15 protein-coding genes and 2 tRNA genes are annotated in these 15,677 nt (G+C 58.0%); 9 read left to right on the plus strand and 8 right to left on the minus strand.

Features of this window, described 5'->3' with window-relative positions; all coding sequences use genetic code 11:
- Nucleotides 1-19: 19 nt before the first annotated feature.
- The 6 genes from QMK58_RS25145 to hemA form a co-directional block, all read right to left on the minus strand.
- Nucleotides 20-538 carry an acyloxyacyl hydrolase gene (locus QMK58_RS25145; protein ID WP_053159695.1) on the minus strand — a complete coding sequence of 173 codons (519 nt, stop codon included), beginning with the start codon at nucleotides 536-538 and terminating at the stop codon, nucleotides 20-22.
- Between the two features lie 121 nt (nucleotides 539-659).
- The gene (gene murI / locus QMK58_RS25150; RefSeq protein WP_320395583.1) at nucleotides 660-1,451 is read right to left on the minus strand and encodes a glutamate racemase; all 792 of its coding nucleotides are present in this window, start codon (nucleotides 1,449-1,451) and stop codon (nucleotides 660-662) included.
- The gene (locus QMK58_RS25155; protein ID WP_053159699.1) at nucleotides 1,444-2,199 is read right to left on the minus strand and encodes a molybdopterin-synthase adenylyltransferase MoeB; all 756 of its coding nucleotides are present in this window, start codon (nucleotides 2,197-2,199) and stop codon (nucleotides 1,444-1,446) included. Before QMK58_RS25155 ends, murI begins: the two co-directional genes overlap by 8 nt.
- The gene (gene prmC / locus QMK58_RS25160; protein ID WP_053159701.1) at nucleotides 2,193-3,023 is read right to left on the minus strand and encodes a peptide chain release factor N(5)-glutamine methyltransferase; all 831 of its coding nucleotides are present in this window, start codon (nucleotides 3,021-3,023) and stop codon (nucleotides 2,193-2,195) included. Before prmC ends, QMK58_RS25155 begins: the two co-directional genes overlap by 7 nt.
- Nucleotides 3,020-4,099, minus strand: a complete 1,080-nt coding sequence (gene prfA / locus QMK58_RS25165) for a peptide chain release factor 1 (protein ID WP_053159703.1) — start codon at nucleotides 4,097-4,099, stop codon at nucleotides 3,020-3,022. The genes prmC and prfA overlap by 4 nt, the downstream gene beginning before the upstream one ends.
- Nucleotides 4,096-5,385 carry a glutamyl-tRNA reductase gene (hemA, locus tag QMK58_RS25170; RefSeq protein WP_053159706.1) on the minus strand — a complete coding sequence of 430 codons (1,290 nt, stop codon included), beginning with the start codon at nucleotides 5,383-5,385 and terminating at the stop codon, nucleotides 4,096-4,098. The genes prfA and hemA overlap by 4 nt, the downstream gene beginning before the upstream one ends.
- A 322-nt stretch (nucleotides 5,386-5,707) precedes the next feature.
- Here hemA and QMK58_RS25175 point away from each other — a divergent pair, with 322 nt between their 5' ends.
- The 8 genes from QMK58_RS25175 to ychF all read left to right on the plus strand — a co-directional run bounded on the left by QMK58_RS25175 (nucleotide 5,708) and on the right by ychF (nucleotide 12,628).
- Nucleotides 5,708-7,432, plus strand: coding sequence for a tetratricopeptide repeat protein (locus QMK58_RS25175; RefSeq protein WP_053159708.1), 1,725 nt, complete (start codon nucleotides 5,708-5,710; stop codon nucleotides 7,430-7,432).
- A 4-nt stretch (nucleotides 7,433-7,436) separates the two neighbouring features.
- Complete coding sequence (lolB, locus tag QMK58_RS25180) at nucleotides 7,437-8,054, plus strand: lipoprotein insertase outer membrane protein LolB (protein ID WP_053159709.1); 618 nt, start codon at nucleotides 7,437-7,439, stop codon at nucleotides 8,052-8,054.
- A 1-nt stretch (nucleotide 8,055) separates the two neighbouring features.
- Nucleotides 8,056-8,907 (plus strand): 4-(cytidine 5'-diphospho)-2-C-methyl-D-erythritol kinase, encoded by an 852-nt coding sequence (gene ispE, locus QMK58_RS25185; protein WP_320395584.1) that lies wholly within the window; start codon nucleotides 8,056-8,058, stop codon nucleotides 8,905-8,907.
- A 36-nt stretch (nucleotides 8,908-8,943) separates the two neighbouring features.
- Nucleotides 8,944-9,018: transfer RNA gene (locus QMK58_RS25190), tRNA-Gln, on the plus strand.
- A gap of 45 nt (nucleotides 9,019-9,063) precedes the next feature.
- On the plus strand, nucleotides 9,064-10,005 hold the full coding sequence (locus tag QMK58_RS25195; protein WP_003171603.1) for a ribose-phosphate pyrophosphokinase: 942 nt from the start codon (nucleotides 9,064-9,066) through the stop codon (nucleotides 10,003-10,005).
- A 142-nt stretch (nucleotides 10,006-10,147) separates the two neighbouring features.
- Entirely contained in the window at nucleotides 10,148-10,750 is a 603-nt protein-coding gene (locus QMK58_RS25200) for a 50S ribosomal protein L25/general stress protein Ctc (protein WP_053159713.1), read from the plus strand.
- Between the two features lie 170 nt (nucleotides 10,751-10,920).
- Nucleotides 10,921-11,505: an aminoacyl-tRNA hydrolase gene (pth, locus tag QMK58_RS25205; protein WP_008037207.1), complete on the plus strand. Its 585-nt coding sequence runs from the start codon at nucleotides 10,921-10,923 to the stop codon at nucleotides 11,503-11,505.
- Nucleotides 11,506-11,527: 22 nt separating this feature from the next.
- Nucleotides 11,528-12,628 (plus strand): redox-regulated ATPase YchF, encoded by a 1,101-nt coding sequence (gene ychF / locus QMK58_RS25210; RefSeq protein ID WP_053159715.1) that lies wholly within the window; start codon nucleotides 11,528-11,530, stop codon nucleotides 12,626-12,628.
- 52 nt (nucleotides 12,629-12,680) lie between these two features.
- Here the strand turns inward: ychF and QMK58_RS25215 are convergent, their stop codons facing one another.
- Nucleotides 12,681-13,667 carry a ketopantoate reductase family protein gene (locus tag QMK58_RS25215; protein WP_256220654.1) on the minus strand — a complete coding sequence of 329 codons (987 nt, stop codon included), beginning with the start codon at nucleotides 13,665-13,667 and terminating at the stop codon, nucleotides 12,681-12,683.
- 356 nt (nucleotides 13,668-14,023) lie between these two features.
- Nucleotides 14,024-15,241, minus strand: coding sequence for an MFS transporter (locus QMK58_RS25220; RefSeq protein ID WP_053159717.1), 1,218 nt, complete (start codon nucleotides 15,239-15,241; stop codon nucleotides 14,024-14,026).
- A 259-nt stretch (nucleotides 15,242-15,500) separates the two neighbouring features.
- Here QMK58_RS25220 and QMK58_RS25225 point away from each other — a divergent pair.
- Nucleotides 15,501-15,577: transfer RNA gene (locus QMK58_RS25225), tRNA-Met, on the plus strand.
- Nucleotides 15,578-15,677 lie beyond the last annotated feature (100 nt).

Raw genomic sequence — 15,677 nt, forward strand, 5'->3', positions numbered from 1 at the left:
TTGATGCATGTATCGAGTATTACAACGGCATCGTGTAATGCAATGCGTAACTTTCTACACCATCGTTCGGCGTGGTGATCCCGCCGTTGGAATAGTGCGTCGCGCGCACCCCGACTTCATGTCCGCCGGCAAAGCGCAAACCGACACCAAAGCGGTCTTCGAACTGGAAGGCGCTGCCAAGGTCGTTGTTTTCGACCTCGGTACTGGCAAACGCCGCCACGCCAATCCCGAACTCGACGTAGGGTTTGACGTTCTGGCCGGCAAATTCGTAAACAAGCACAGGCGAGAACGAAAGACTGTGGTTACTGGATTTCTCGTCACCTTTCCAATAGGTGTATGCGCCATCCCAGTAGCCGGTCAGGCGACCCACATCGGTTTGCCACCAGCTCTGGTCCCAGTCGAATTGCATGCCCAAACGATAGGTCATGGTCGATTCACCGGTTTGACCCACCGCGAACTCCACGCCTGCTGCCTGAGCGGTAAAACTTTGCCCCATCAATGCGGCCGCAATCGCGGCCAAGCAGAATAGTCGCTTCACTAGAAACTTCCTTTTCCGAACGATTTCGTATGGTTTTTTGATTCCTGACCCTGCAAACCTATAGAAGGCAGCGATTAAGCAGAAGTTCACCCAATCTTCGTATTCCCCCCCGGGAAATTTCCTACCTGTTGAAGCTTCGCACAATGCCAGAGGTATTCCACAGTATCGGCAAGATATTTCTAAAATGAACCGGGTCGGCACTGGTCCAGAATTGCGCTTCACGCGCAGGTCCGTCGGCGAGCAATTCGCCCTCGGCCAGCAGGCGCTGAAGTTGACGCGCAACTGCAGAACCGGTGTCGATCAGGCTGATGTCATCGGGGATCATCTGCTTGAGCATCGGCTTGAGGAAGGGGTAATGGGTGCAGCCGAGAATGAGGGTATCGGCGCCGGCAGCAAGCAGCGGCGCGACATATCCAGCCAGCAACTGACGCAGCGCGGGACTGCGCAGGTCGCCCTGTTCAATCAACTCCACCAGACCGGGGCACGGCTGGGTGATGACTCGAACGTCGGTGGCAAACCGGTCGAGCAACGCTGCGAACCTGGCGCTCTGCAACGTGCCCGTCGTCGCCAGCACGCCAACCACCCCGCTGCGGGTCGCCGCGGCTGCCGGCTTGACCGCCGGCTCCATACCGACGATAGGCCACTCGGGATAATCGCGTCGCAAGTCGGCGACCCCGGCAACGGTTGCGGTGTTACAGGCCAACACCAGCGCCTTGGCACCCTGCTGCTGGAAAAAGTCTGCCATCACGCTGCAACGCTGACGGATGAACTCTGGCGTTTTCTCCCCATAGGGAACGTTGCCGCAATCGGCGACGTACATCAGCGTTTCGTTGGGCAGCAACCGCTGGATCTCGGCCAGCACCGAGAGCCCGCCGACACCGGAGTCGAACACGCCAATCGGCGCTTCACGCATGTTTCGACCCACAAACGCTGCAACCCGGATCACGCTTGACCCGCAACTCACGGAAGCGTGTGCCCAAGGCGTCGATCAACAACAGGCGCCCCACCAGTGGCTCGCCGAAACCGGCCACCAGTTTCAATGCTTCGAGCGCTTGCAAGCTCCCGACCAGCCCCACCAGTGGCCCGACCACGCCGGCCTCGCTGCAGGTCAGTTCGGCTTCGCTGCCGTGCCCATACAGACAGTGGTAGCACGGGCTTTCTGGACGACGCGGGTCGAACACCGACAGCTGCCCTTCGAGACGAATCGCCGCACCGCTGACCAGCGGTTTGCCGGCCGCCACGCAAGCGGCATTAACCGCTTCACGGGTGGAAAAATTGTCGGAGCAATCGAGCACCAGATCCACAGTGGCCACGGCCGCTGCCAGCGAGTCTTCGTCAAGCGCCGTGCGATGGGGGACCAACCGGACCTCGGGATTGATCGCCGTGAGGCGCTTGATTGCCGAATCGACTTTGCTCATGCCGACACTGTCAGTGTCATGGATGATCTGGCGTTGCAGGTTGGTCAGGTCGACCGTGTCGAAGTCCGCCAGGTGCATTTCACCAATGCCGGCGGCGGCCAGATACAACGCCACCGGCGCACCGAGACCACCGAGACCGATGATCAATACGCGACTGTCTTTGAGTCGTAACTGACCATCGATGTCGATGTGCTGCAGCAGAATCTGCCGGCTATAGCGCAGCAATTCCTGATCATTCAGCACGGCAGGCGCCCCAGACTGATGCGTTGATGGCCGCCCAGATCGGTGCGGCTGTGGACTTCTTCAAAACCGCGGGCCAGCAACAAGTCGCGCACAGCCACGGCTTGATCGTAACCGTGTTCGAGCATCAGCCAGCCACCCGCCTCCAGATGATCCGGCGCCTGGGCGACGATCAAACGCAGATCGTCGAGCCCATCAATGCCGGCCACCAAGGCGCTGGCCGGTTCGAAGCGTACATCGCCTTCCACCAGATGCGGATCAGTTGCGGCGATGTACGGCGGATTGCTGATGATCAGTTCAAAGCGCTGACCTTCCAGAGCACTGAACCAGTGACTGCTGAGCACAGTGGCATTGTTCAGGTGCAGGCGCTGGCGATTGCGCTCCGCCAGGGCCACGGCTTCCAGCACGCGGTCCACGGCCGTGACTTTCCAAGCCGACCGTTCACTGGCAAGGGCCAGGGCGATTGCGCCGCTGCCCGTGCCGAGATCGAGCACTTTGACGGGCGTAGCCGGCAACAATTCCAGCGCGGCTTCCACCAGCAACTCGGTGTCCGGACGCGGGATCAGCGTGTGCGGCGCCACTTCCAGATCGAGTTTCCAGAAACCTTGCTGACCGAGAATATAGGCCACCGGCTCACCGCCGCGACGGCGTTGCAAGAACTCGGCAAACGTCAGCGCCGCTTCGCTCGGCACGATGCGTTCCGGCCAGGTATGCAGGAAGCTGCGGGACTTGCCCAGCGCCGCCGCCAGCAACAATTCGGCGTCCAGACGCGCCGTCGGCGAGTCGGGCAAATCGGCGGCTCGCAACAAACTGGCAATGATCGTCATTCTATCGCCGCCAATTGATCAGCCTGATATTCGGCCAGCAAGGGTTCGATCACTGCATCGACGCCACCGGCGAGGATTTCGTCGAGCGAATACAGCGTCAGGTTGACCCGATGGTCGGTGACCCGGCCCTGGGCAAAGTTGTAGGTGCGAATGCGTTCGGAGCGGTCACCGGAACCGACCAGCAACTTGCGCTCGCTGGCGATGGCGTTCGCCGCAGCGCTGGTCTGCTGATCGTTGAGCTTGGCCGACAGCCAGGACATCGCCCGGGCGCGGTTCTTGTGCTGCGAACGCTCTTCCTGGCACTCGACCACGATGCCGGACGGCAAGTGGGTGATGCGGATAGCCGAATCGGTCTTGTTGACGTGCTGACCACCAGCGCCGGACGAACGATAGGTATCGATCCGCAGGTCCGCCGGGTTGATCTCGATGGCTTCCTGTTCGTCCGGCTCGGGCAATACCGCCACGGTGCAGGCCGAGGTGTGGATGCGTCCCTGAGACTCGGTTGCCGGAACCCGCTGCACGCGGTGCGCACCGGATTCGAACTTCAGTTTGCCGTAGACGTTATCGCCTTCGACCCGGGCGATGACTTCTTTATAGCCACCGTGCTCCCCCTCGTTTTCCGAGAGGATCTCCACCCGCCAGCCGCGACGCTCGGCGTAACGCGAATACATGCGAAACAGGTCGCCGGAGAAAATCGCCGCTTCGTCACCGCCGGTGCCGGCGCGGATCTCAAGGAACACGTTGCGACCGTCGTTCGGATCCTTGGGCAGCAGCAGCCGTTGCAGGCTGGCTTCCAGTTCGACCAGGCGTTCCTTGGCTTCGCGAACTTCTTCCACGGCCATTTCGCGCATGTCCGGGTCGCTGTCCTTGAGCAATGCCTGGGCACCCTCGAGGTCGCCCTGCACTTTGAGCAGCTGTTTATAGGCGTTCACGATCGGTTCGACTTCCGCGTATTCCTTGGAATAGGCGCGGAACTTGTTCTGATCGGAAATGACCTCGCCATCGCCAAGCAGGGCGGTCAATTCCTCGAAACGGTCCTGGAGGATGTCCAGCTTATTGAGCAGTGACGCTTTCATTGCGGTTTCTTATCCGAAAAGCTATCCGATGAGCCCTCACCGAGGGCAAAGAGTTCCTGGGCCATCGCCAGCGCATCCAGGCGACCTTCGGCAGAGAGCTTTTTCAACTGCACGCTCGGTGCGTGCAACAGTTTATTGGTCAGGCCGCGTGCCAGTTGCACCAGCACATCTTCGGCGCTGCTGCCGTTGGCCAACAGACGCTGAGCCTTTTGCAGCTCTTCGTCGCGAAGCCGTTCGCTCTGTTGACGATAAGCCTTTAGCACGTCGACCGCCGCCAATTCGCGCAGGCGCACCATGAAATCTTCGGCACCGACCGAGACCATCTCTTCGGCAGCCTGGGCTGCACCCTGACGGCTCTTGAGGTTCTCGGCGACCACTTCATGGAGATCGTCGACGCTGTACAGGTAAACGTCGTCCAATTCGCCGACTTCTGGCTCGATGTCGCGCGGAACGGCAATATCGACCATGAAGATTGGCTTGTGCTTGCGCAGCTTCAGCGCGCTTTCCACCGCGCCTTTACCCAGAATCGGTAACTGGCTGGCGGTGGAACTGATGACGATGTCGCTGCGTACCAGTTCCGCCGGTATGTCCGAGAGCAGCACCGCATGGGCGCCAAACTGTTCGGCCAGAATGCTGGCACGTTCCAGGGTACGGTTGGCGACGACAATGCGCTTTACTCCGAGATCGTGCAGATGGCGAGCGACCAGAGTGATGGTCTCGCCGGCACCGATCAACAAGGCCTGGCTGCGTTGCAGGTCGCTGAAAATCTGTTTCGCCAGGCTTACCGCAGCAAACGCCACGGACACCGGGTTCTCGCCGATGGCCGTATCCGTGCGCACTTGCTTGGCCGCGTTGAACGTGGCCTGGAACAAGCGCCCGAGCAATGGCCCGACCGTACCGGCCTCGCGAGCCACGGCATAGGCCGACTTCATCTGGCCCAGAATCTGCGGTTCGCCCAACACCAGCGAATCGAGCCCGGAGGCGACCCGCATCATGTGACGAACTGCCGCATCGTCTTCGTGCACATAAGCGCTTTGGCGCAGCTCTTCGAAGCTCAAATGATGATATTCGGCCAACCAGCGCAGCACGACGTCCGCCGACAGGTGATCCTGTTCTATATAGAGTTCACTGCGATTGCAGGTGGAGAGGATCGCAGCTTCGCGGCTGTCGGTGAGTCGGCAGAGCTGCTGCAAGGCCTCAACCAGTTGCTCAGGGGTAAAAGCCACGCGCTCGCGGACGTCTACTGAAGCAGTCTTGTGGTTAATACCGAGTGCAAGGAAGGCCATTCAAAGTCGCTGATGGTGACGTGAAGCCGGCAATTGTCCTACTTCGACGGAAACAGAACAACTACTCGATCTCTATCACCCCGTTAGACAACGCCGACGTTGCGAGCCGTTCTCGTTTGCGCAGTCGATGGGCTTCCGTAGGAGCTGCCGAAGGCTGCGATCTTTGATCTTGATTTCGGCGCACCTGAAGACGCCAAAAGATCGCAGCCTACGGCAGCGCCTACATGGGACCTGTAACATCGGGAAAATGCCGGGGCGGTTATGTTTGGCCGAAAGCTTGTGTCATGATGATCCGACCGCAGGTTAGTCGTCCTCTTCCTATATGAATAGATCCTCCGCGTTGCTCCTCGCTCTTGCCTTCCTCAGCGGCTGCCAGGCCTTGGCACCCGTTTCGTCCGACGGTACGCCGCCGGCTGAAGACAGCGCGCCGGCCCCTGAAAAGCCCAAGGTTTATAGCTCGTTCAGCGAAGACACCGTCTTCAGCCTGTTGAGCGCCGAACTGGCTGGTCAGCGCAATCGTTTCGACATTGCTCTGGACAACTATGTCACCCAGGCCATCAATACCCAGGATCCGGGCATTTCCGAGCGCGCATTTCGCATTGCCGAGTACCTTGGCGCCGATCAGGCGGCCCTCGACACCGCATTGATCTGGGCCAAAAACGCCCCTGACGACCTTGAGGCTCAACGCGCAGCGGCCATTCAACTGGCACGCGCCGGGCGTTATGACGACTCCATGGTCTATATGGAGAAGGTCCTGCTGGGCAAGGGCGATACCCATTTCGATTTCCTCGCTCTGTCGGCAGCCGAAACAGACCAGGACACCCGCACCGGCCTGATGAACAGCTTCGACCGACTGTTGCAGCGTCATCCGAACAACAGCCAGCTGATTTTCGGCAAGGCCTTGTTGATGCAACAGGACGGTGACGCCAAAGGCGCATTGACCCTGCTCGAAGACAACCCGCCTGACGATGGAGAAATCGCTCCAATCCTGCTGCGCGCGCGTCTGCTGCAAACTCTGGGTCGCGGCGACGAAGCCCTGCCGCTGCTGCAAAAAAGTATCAAGAAATACCCGGACGACAAGCGCTTGCGCCTGACTTATGCACGCATGCTGGTCGAACAGGACCGCATGGACGACGCCAAGACCGAATTCTCCAGCCTGGTTCAGCAATACCCGGACGACGACGACTTGCGTTACTCGCTTGCCTTGGTTTGCCTCGAAGCCAAGGCGTGGGAAGAAGCCAAAGGTTACCTGGAGGACTTGATCGCCCGGGACAGCCATGTCGACTCGGCACACCTGAACCTCGGCCGCATCGCCGAAGAGCGCAACGATCCGCAAGGTGCATTGATCGAATACAACCAGGTCGGCCCTGGCAACGATTACCTGCCTGCGCAATTGCGTCAGGCCGATATCCTGATGAACAACGGCAAGACCGCCGAAGCCCAGCGCAAACTGGCGGCCGAGCGCGATGAACAACCGGATTACGTGATCCAGTTGTACCTGATCGAAGCTGAAACCCTGTCCGCCAACAATCAGTCCGACAAAGCCTGGAACGTGTTGCAGCAAGCCTTGCAGCAATACCCGGATGATTTGAATCTGCTTTATACCCGGGCCATGCAGGCGGAAAAACGCAATGATCTGGCGCAGATGGAAAAGGACTTGCGGTTGATCATCAAGCGCGACCCGGACAACGCCATGGCGCTGAACGCCCTCGGTTACACGCTGTCTGACCGCACAACACGCTACGCCGAAGCCAAAGCCTTGATTGAACAAGCCCACAAGATCAATCCCGAAGACCCGGCAGTCCTCGACAGCCTCGGCTGGGTAAATTACCGGCTGGGCAATTACGACGAAGCCGAGCGCCTGTTACGTCAAGCGCTTGAGCGCTTCCCCGATCAGGAAGTCGCCGCCCACCTGGGTGAAGTGCTGTGGGCCAATGGCAAGCAACGCGAAGCCAAACAGGTCTGGAGTAAATTCCTCAAGGAACAACCCGACAGCCCAACCCTGCGCGGCACCATCAAGCGCTTGACCGGATCAGAGACTCTTTAAAATCATGTTTTTGCGCCACTTCATCGTTTTCAGTTTCATCGCCCTGCTCGCCGGTTGCGCGGGCGTCGGTTCCCGCGAATCGGTAGAGGGTCACGGCAGCCCGGCGCTTTGGCGCGAGCACAAACAGCAACTGACCAGCCTCGACGGCTGGCAGATCGACGGCAAGATTGGCATTCGCGCACCCAAGGATTCGGGCAGCGGCACGCTGTTCTGGTTGCAGCGCCAGGATTACTACGACATTCGCCTCTCCGGTCCGCTGGGTCGCGGCGCCGCACGCCTGACCGGGCGTCCGGGCAAGGTGTCGCTGGAAGTCGCCAATCAGGGGCGTTACGAGGCGCCGAACCCGGAAGTCCTGCTTGAGGAACAGATGGGCTGGAAGTTGCCGGTGTCCAACCTGTCCTGGTGGGTGCGCGGGCTTCCCGCTCCCGATAGCAAAAGTCGCCTGACACTGGATGCCGACAGTCGCCTGGCGGGCCTCGAACAGGATGGCTGGAAGGTCCAATACACCTCGTATACGCAACAAAATGGTTTCTGGCTGCCCGAGCGCATCAAGCTCAGCGGCACCGACCTTGATGTCACGCTGGTGATCAAGGTGTGGCAACCCCGCAAGCTGGGGCAATGACATGCCAGCCAATCGCCTGACCCTGCCCTCTCCGGCCAAGCTTAATTTGATGCTGCACATTCTCGGTCGCCGTGAAGACGGCTATCACGAGTTGCAGACGATGTTTCAGTTCCTCGATTACGGGGACGAAATCACTTATGCGCTGCGCGATGACGGCGTCATTCAACTGCACACCGAATTCGAAGGCGTCCCCCACGACAGCAATCTGATCGTCAAGGCCGGGAAAAAACTTCAGGAGCAATCCGGTTGTTCGCAGGGTGTCGACATCTGGATCAAAAAAATCCTGCCCATGGGCGGCGGCATCGGTGGCGGCAGTTCGAATGCCGCGACGACACTGCTCGGGCTGAACCATCTCTGGCAACTGGGCTGGGACGAGGATCGACTGGCTGCACTGGGTTTGACGCTGGGTGCCGACGTCCCGGTTTTCGTGCGTGGCCATGCGGCTTTTGCCGAAGGTGTTGGCGAGAAACTGACCCCTGTCGACCCGGAAGAACCGTGGTATCTCGTGCTGGTACCGCAAGTCTCTGTTAGTACGGCAGAAATTTTTTCAGATCCGTTGTTGACACGTAACACTCCTCCCATTAAAGTGCGCCCCGTTCCCAAGGGAAACAGTCGAAATGACTGCTTGCCGGTGGTAACAAGGCGTTATCCAGAAGTACGTAACGCTTTGAATTTGTTAGGTAAATTTACCGAAGCAAAACTCACCGGAACTGGAAGTTGTGTGTTTGGGGGCTTCCCAAGCAAAGCTGAAGCTGATAAAGTCTCGGCCCTTCTTACAGAGACCCTTACAGGGTTTGTAGCAAAAGGAAGCAACGTTTCGATGTTGCATCGCAAGCTGCAAAGTCTGCTCTAAAGGAACCGATTACTGGGTAATCGTTGCAACAGATACAGGGGCGTCGCCAAGCGGTAAGGCAGCAGGTTTTGATCCTGCCATGCGTTGGTTCGAATCCAGCCGCCCCTGCCATTTTCTATACTCATCCAGGTTACCCTCAGCCTCTAGGTACTGCGCGTGTCCAAGATGATGGTCTTTACGGGGAACGCTAACCCCGATCTGGCTCGGCGTGTCGTACGTCAGCTGCATATCCCTCTCGGTGACATTTCTGTCGGTAAATTTTCCGACGGCGAAATTACAGCCGAGATCAATGAAAACGTTCGCGGTAAAGACGTTTTCATTATTCAGCCGACTTGCGCTCCGACCAACGATAACCTGATGGAACTGGTAGTGATGGCTGATGCCTTCCGCCGCTCCTCGGCTACTCGTATCACTGCTGTTATTCCTTACTTTGGTTATGCCCGTCAGGATCGCCGTCCGCGTTCCGCACGTGTGGCTATCAGCGCGAAAGTCGTGGCTGACATGCTTACCGTAGTCGGCATCGACCGTGTTCTCACGGTTGATCTGCATGCTGACCAAATCCAGGGTTTCTTCGATATTCCGGTAGATAACATCTACGGCTCCCCGGTTCTGGTGGATGACATTGAAGATCAGCGCTTCGAAAACCTGATGATCGTGTCCCCGGACATTGGTGGCGTCGTGCGTGCACGTGCCGTTGCCAAATCCCTGGGCGTTGATCTCGGGATCATCGACAAACGCCGTGAGAAAGCCAATCACTCTGAAGTGATGCATATCATCGGTGATGTCGAAGGGCGCACCTGTATTCTGGTCGATGACATGGTCGATACCGCCGGCACTTTGTGCCACGCGGCCAAGGCCCTGAAAGAGCATGGCGCTGCCAAGGTTTTCGCTTACTGTACGCACCCTGTGCTGTCCGGTCGGGCGATCGAAAACATTGAAAATTCCGTGCTGGACGAGCTGGTGGTGACTAACACCATCCCGCTGTCCGCTGCAGCACAAGCCTGTGCGCGTATCCGCCAACTGGATATCGCACCGGTAGTTGCCGAGGCGGTCCGCCGCATCAGCAATGAAGAATCGATCAGCGCGATGTTCCGCTAAGGGCCCTGCCCTTCTCGAAATGTCTCGTTGACGAAAAGCGCCCCGCCCCGGCATTCCTGTCGGGGCGGGGCTTTTTTGCCCATATCGCCTTTAGCGCTGGTCGCAAACGCTGGGGCGAGTGTGGTTATTTTGGAGATACAACATGAACGATTTTACTCTGAATGCTGAAGTGCGTTCCGACCTAGGGAAAGGTGCGAGCCGCCGCCTGCGTCGTCTCGCAAGCCTGGTTCCAGCTGTAGTTTACGGTGGCGAAAAAGCCCCTGAATCCATCAGCATGCTGGCCAAAGAAGTTGCCAAACTGCTCGAAAACGAAGCGGCTTACAGCCACATCATCGAGCTGAACGTTGGTGGCACCAAGCAGAACGTCGTGATCAAAGCCCTGCAGCGTCACCCGGCCAAAGGCCACGTGATGCACGCTGACTTCGTACGCGTAGTCGCTGGCCAGAAACTGACCGCGATCGTTCCAGTGCACTTCATCAACGAAGAAGCACCGACCAAGAAAGGCGGCGAAATCTCGCACGTTACTTCGGAAATCGAAGTTTCCTGCCTGCCGAAAGACCTGCCTGAGTTCATCGAAGTCGATCTGGCTAACGCCGAAATCGGTTCGATCATTCACCTGTCGGACCTCAAAGCTCCTAAAGGCGTTGAGTTCGTTGCTCTGGCACACGGCGATGACAAGGCTGTTGCCAACGTCCACGCTCCACGTGTTGCTCCAGAAGCTACCGAAGAAGGCGCAGCAGAGTAATTTCACTCTGTTCGCCGGAGTGACCGGAAACATCGCGGACTAGAGCATAGCGAGAAAGCGGGCGAGAACGCGGAGTTTACATCTATGGTAAATGAGCAATTTTCGTCCACTTTCGCCGCTTTCCCTGATTGCGGCGATGTTATCCACCACTCCAAGGAAGGGCCCCTATCGTGACTGCCATAAAACTGATCGTTGGCCTGGGTAATCCAGGCGCTGAATACGAACAGACCCGGCATAACGCAGGGGCCCTTTTTGTTGAGCGCATCGCGAACGCACAAGGGGTAAACCTTGTGGCGGACCGCAAATATTTCGGCCTGACCGGGCGCTATTCGCACCAGGGTCAGGATGTTCGTCTGCTGATTCCCACCACGTACATGAACCGCAGCGGCCAGGCCGTAGCGGCACTCGCCGGTTTCTTCCGCATCAAGCCTGAAGAAATCCTCGTGGCGCACGACGAACTCGACTTGCCACCCGGTGTTGCCAAGCTCAAGCAGGGCGGCGGCCATGGCGGTCACAACGGGTTGCGCGACATCATTGCGCAACTGGGCAATCAGAATACGTTCTACCGTCTGCGGCTTGGCATTGGCCACCCGGGCGTTGCCAGTATGGTTTCAAATTTCGTCCTGGGTCGTGCGCCACGCGCCGAACAGGAAAAACTCGATGCCAGCATCGACTTTGCCCTCGGCGTGCTGCCGGATATCCTCGCCGGAGAATGGAACCGCGCGATGAAAAACCTGCACAGCCAGAAGGCCTGACTCTTATCCGAGGGGAAACACCATGGGATTCAATTGCGGCATCGTCGGCCTGCCTAACGTCGGCAAGTCCACCCTGTTCAACGCCCTGACCAAATCCGGTATCGCGGCCGAGAACTTCCCCTTCTGCACCATCGAGCCGAACAGCGGCATCGTGCCAATGCCGGATCCGCGCCTGGAAGCCCTGGCAGCCATCGTCAATCCAAAGCGCATCCTGCCGACCACCATGGAATTCGTCGACATCGCGGGCCTGGTTGCCGGCGCCTCGAAAGGTGAAGGCCTGGGCAACAAGTTTTTGGCCAACATCCGTGAAACCGACGCCATCGCTCACGTGGTCCGCTGCTTTGAAGATGAGAACGTGATTCACGTCTCCAACAGCGTCGACCCGAAACGCGACATCGAAATCATCGACCTGGAACTGATCTTCGCCGACCTCGACAGCTGCGAGAAGCAACTGCAGAAAGTCGCGCGCAACGCCAAAGGCGGTGACAAGGACGCCGTGGTCCAGAAAGGCTTGCTGGAGCAACTAATCGCTCACTTCACCGAAGGCAAGCCTGCGCGCAGCCTGATGAAGAACATGGGCACCGATGAGAAAGCGGTGATCAAGGGCTTTCACCTGCTGACCACCAAACCGGTCATGTACATCGCCAACGTCGCTGAAGACGGTTTCGAGAACAACCCGCACCTGGACGTTGTTCGCGCCATCGCCGAAGAAGAAGGCGCAGTGGTTGTACCGGTTTGCAACAAGATCGAAGCGGAAATCGCCGAACTCGATGACGGCGAAGAGAAAGACATGTTCCTCGAGGCACTGGGCCTCGAAGAGCCTGGCCTGAACCGCGTGATCCGCGCCGGCTACGAAATGCTGCACCTGCAGACCTACTTCACCGCCGGCGTCGAAGAAGTCCGCGCCTGGACGGTCAAAGTCGGTGCCACCGCACCTCAGGCTGCCGGCGTGATCCACACCGACTTCGAGAAAGGTTTCATCCGCGCCGAAGTAATCGCCTACAACGATTTCATCCAGTACAAGGGCGAAGCCGGTACCAAGGAAGCCGGTAAATGGCGCCTGGAAGGCAAGGATTACATCGTCAAAGACGGCGACGTGATGCACTTCCGCTTCAACGTGTAACGCGGAGCCGGATTTCGGCGCACGCTCACGGACACAAAAAACCCATGTTCACTCAGTGAATATGGGTTTTTTTGTATCCAGCAACATCCCCCTTCTCAACCAAGTGCTGCTGCTCTATCAGGCGAATCAATGAGTCCAGCGCGACAGTCACGGGTATCTGCACATTAAGACTCTGCGCTCTTTCAATAACTGCGCCACTGATAAAGTCCACCTCGGTAGCCCTTCGCGCCTCAATATCCTGAAGCATCGAAGGCTTGTGCGCTGATTGATGAGCAAACGCATAACGAATCGCGGCTTCGACTCTGACCGTGTCGAACCTGCTTCCGGATGCAGTCGCCACCACCGCAACCTCTTCGATAATGCTCAGAGCGAGCTGAATCCCGGGCGAACTGCAAGCCACAGCTCCCACATCTAAACGAGAAACGGCGCAGATCGAATTCAAGGCCGTATTGAACGCGACCTTTTCCCAGACCCTCATCGCCGTTTCAGGATCGGCGATACAGGTTAAACCGGCTGCACTCAACAGCTGTGCAATGGCTTTCGCTCGCTCATCCCCACCATTTCGCCAACTCCATAGCCGAATCTCACCTTCACCACAGCTATGTATCTCCCCGGGCGCCATGAGATCCGCCGGATGATTGGTAACCCCAATGACGATTTGCTGAGACGCCACCACACTTGAGAGGATCTCGGCATTTCCCAATCCATTCTGCAATGAGACGACGCTGGTGGAGGGCCCCACCAGATGTCGACAGGATTCGATAGCGTCACGCGTATGAAAACCTTTCGTGAACATCAACAGCATGTCTACAGGCTCGGAAAAATCGGCCGCCAAGCCAATTGCCGGATGGACCACATGCAGCCCTTTTCCATCGTGCAACCGAAGACCATGCGCTCGAACGGCGTCAATGATTGATGGCGATTTCTCAATCAGGTACACCGTGCTGACCTTCAAGGCTAAACGGGCAGCAAACAACCCACCCATGGCGCCGATCCCCACAATGGCTATTTTCATGTTGAGCTTCTGCCCGGCGAACATTAGAGCCTCGATCCTATCGAGCCGTACCGCCACACACTCATCCGATTGCGCAGCCGAACAACGGATTACGCAGAAGCCAATAAGTCGTTCAAGGGCACCGCGTTCACGCCTGGATTCTGAGCCGATAGATTTGCGTCGGTGTCACCGCTAACGAGAGAAGGTCGAAATCATCCTTCGGCGATCAAGACTTCCTACTTAACGTGCCAGCAACACGCCCAAGAAAAAGCCGCGCTTGATACGCGGCTTTTCTTGCCTGGAATTCCTGTATGAGCCGGCTTGCTGGCGAAGAACGATAACGCGGTGTCAGGTAGACCGCAGCGCAGCTATCGCCAGCAAGCCGGCTCCTACAGGGTGATTCAGGCTTTTTTTGTTCTAGGCAGGAAAATCGCCAGCACGCCCAGCAACGGCAGGAACGAACACAGGAAATACACGTACTCGATGCCGTGAATATCCGCCAGATGCCCCAGCAACGCCGCGCCAATCCCGCCAAAACCAAACATCAGACCGAAGAATATCCCGGCAATCATCCCGACATTGCCCGGCACCAGTTCCTGGGCGTACACAACAATCGCCGAGAACGCCGAGGCGAGGATGAAGCCGATGACCACGCTGAGGACGCTGGTCCAGAACAGATCGACATGGGGCAACAACAACGTGAATGGCGCAACGCCGAGGATCGAGAACCAGATCACCGCCTTACGCCCGATCCTGTCGCCGATCGGCCCACCGAAGAAGGTCCCCGCCGCCACCGCGCCGAGAAACAGGAACAGGTGCAACTGCGAACTGGCCACCGACAGGTCGAACTTTTCGATCAGGTAGAAGGTGAAGTAGCTGGTGAGGCTGGACATGTAGAAGTACTTGGAAAACACCAGTAACCCAAGCACCACCAGTGCACTGGTTACCCGTCCCTTGGACAGTCCGTGAGTCGCCGCCTGCCCCTGTTTGAGCTTGAACAGGTTCAAGTGGTTGGCGTACCAGCGGCTGATCCAATACAGCACGAACAGCGCAAACACCGCGAACAAACCAAACCACGCCACATGGCCCTGACCGTAAGGAATGATGATCGCCGCTGCCAGCAAAGGGCCGAAGGCCGATCCGGCGTTACCGCCGACCTGAAATGTCGATTGCGCCAGACCGAAGCGCCCGCCCGAAGCCAGTCGCGCCACACGGGACGCTTCCGGGTGAAAAGTCGACGAGCCGATGCCGATCAACCCTGCCGCGAGCAGGATCATCGGGAAGCTGCCTACCATCGACATCATGACGATCCCGATCAAGGTGCACACAGTCCCGGCCGGCAGTAGCCACGGCTTGGGATGGCGGTCCGTGTGGTAACCGACCCAGGGCTGCAACAGAGAAGCCGTCAACTGGAACGTCAGGGTGATCAGCCCGACCTGGGTAAACGTCAGGCCGTAGTTGGCCTTGAGCATCGGATAGATCGAAGGCAACACCGACTGAATCAGGTCATTGATCAGATGCGCCAGCGCAACGGCGCCGATGATGCGCATGACCAAAGGGCTGCTTTGAGGAGAAGCGGACGCCGGCATTGAACCGGTCTGGGCATTGCTGATAGCCATTGGAGTTTCCAAACAACAGAGAGGTGCAAACGGGCAGGTTGCCAATGTGCCATTTTTCAGTGCGGCAGCGCCATCCCCTTAGCCTGCTAACGACCTTGAAGTGCGTTGTGAGTACCAATACCGGCAGATTTCAGCCCAATTGATGCCCTCCCCAGAGCCGTTTTTTCGGCTCAAGAGGATAAGCGGTTGAAAGTGTGGAGAAATATTTTAGATTTATGCTTGACGCATCCCCGTTACCGGTGAATAATGCGCGCCACTTGGCTACATAGCTCAGTTGGTTAGAGCATAGCATTCATAATGCTGGGGTCCGGGGTTCAAGTCCCTGTGTAGCCACCAAGTACTAAAAACGGCTTACCGAAAGGTAGGCCGTTTTTTTATGCCTCGAGAAAAGTACGTCGCCATTACCTCCATCGCCCATCAGAGATCGCCCTGGAAA

Source organism: Pseudomonas sp. P8_241 (assembly GCF_034008315.1).
In the GTDB taxonomy this organism is placed as follows: Bacteria; Pseudomonadota; Gammaproteobacteria; order Pseudomonadales; family Pseudomonadaceae; genus Aquipseudomonas.

Excerpts from the sequence above, each read along its gene's own strand:
- QMK58_RS25220 (WP_053159717.1), bottom strand. The coding sequence starts at position 15,241 with ATGGCTATCAGCAATGCCCAGACCGGTTCAATGCCGGCGTCCGCTTCT.
- ispE (WP_320395584.1), top strand. The coding sequence starts at position 8,056 with ATGCCAGCCAATCGCCTGACCCTGCCCTCTCCGGCCAAGCTTAATTTG.
- lolB (WP_053159709.1), top strand. The coding sequence starts at position 7,437 with ATGTTTTTGCGCCACTTCATCGTTTTCAGTTTCATCGCCCTGCTCGCC.
- prfA (WP_053159703.1), bottom strand. The coding sequence starts at position 4,099 with ATGAAAGCGTCACTGCTCAATAAGCTGGACATCCTCCAGGACCGTTTC.
- prmC (WP_053159701.1), bottom strand. The coding sequence starts at position 3,023 with ATGACGATCATTGCCAGTTTGTTGCGAGCCGCCGATTTGCCCGACTCG.
- QMK58_RS25175 (WP_053159708.1), top strand. The coding sequence starts at position 5,708 with ATGAATAGATCCTCCGCGTTGCTCCTCGCTCTTGCCTTCCTCAGCGGC.
- QMK58_RS25215 (WP_256220654.1), bottom strand. The coding sequence starts at position 13,667 with ATGTTCGCCGGGCAGAAGCTCAACATGAAAATAGCCATTGTGGGGATC.
- ychF (WP_053159715.1), top strand. The coding sequence starts at position 11,528 with ATGGGATTCAATTGCGGCATCGTCGGCCTGCCTAACGTCGGCAAGTCC.
- hemA (WP_053159706.1), bottom strand. The coding sequence starts at position 5,385 with ATGGCCTTCCTTGCACTCGGTATTAACCACAAGACTGCTTCAGTAGAC.
- QMK58_RS25200 (WP_053159713.1), top strand. The coding sequence starts at position 10,148 with ATGAACGATTTTACTCTGAATGCTGAAGTGCGTTCCGACCTAGGGAAA.
- murI (WP_320395583.1), bottom strand. The coding sequence starts at position 1,451 with ATGCGTGAAGCGCCGATTGGCGTGTTCGACTCCGGTGTCGGCGGGCTC.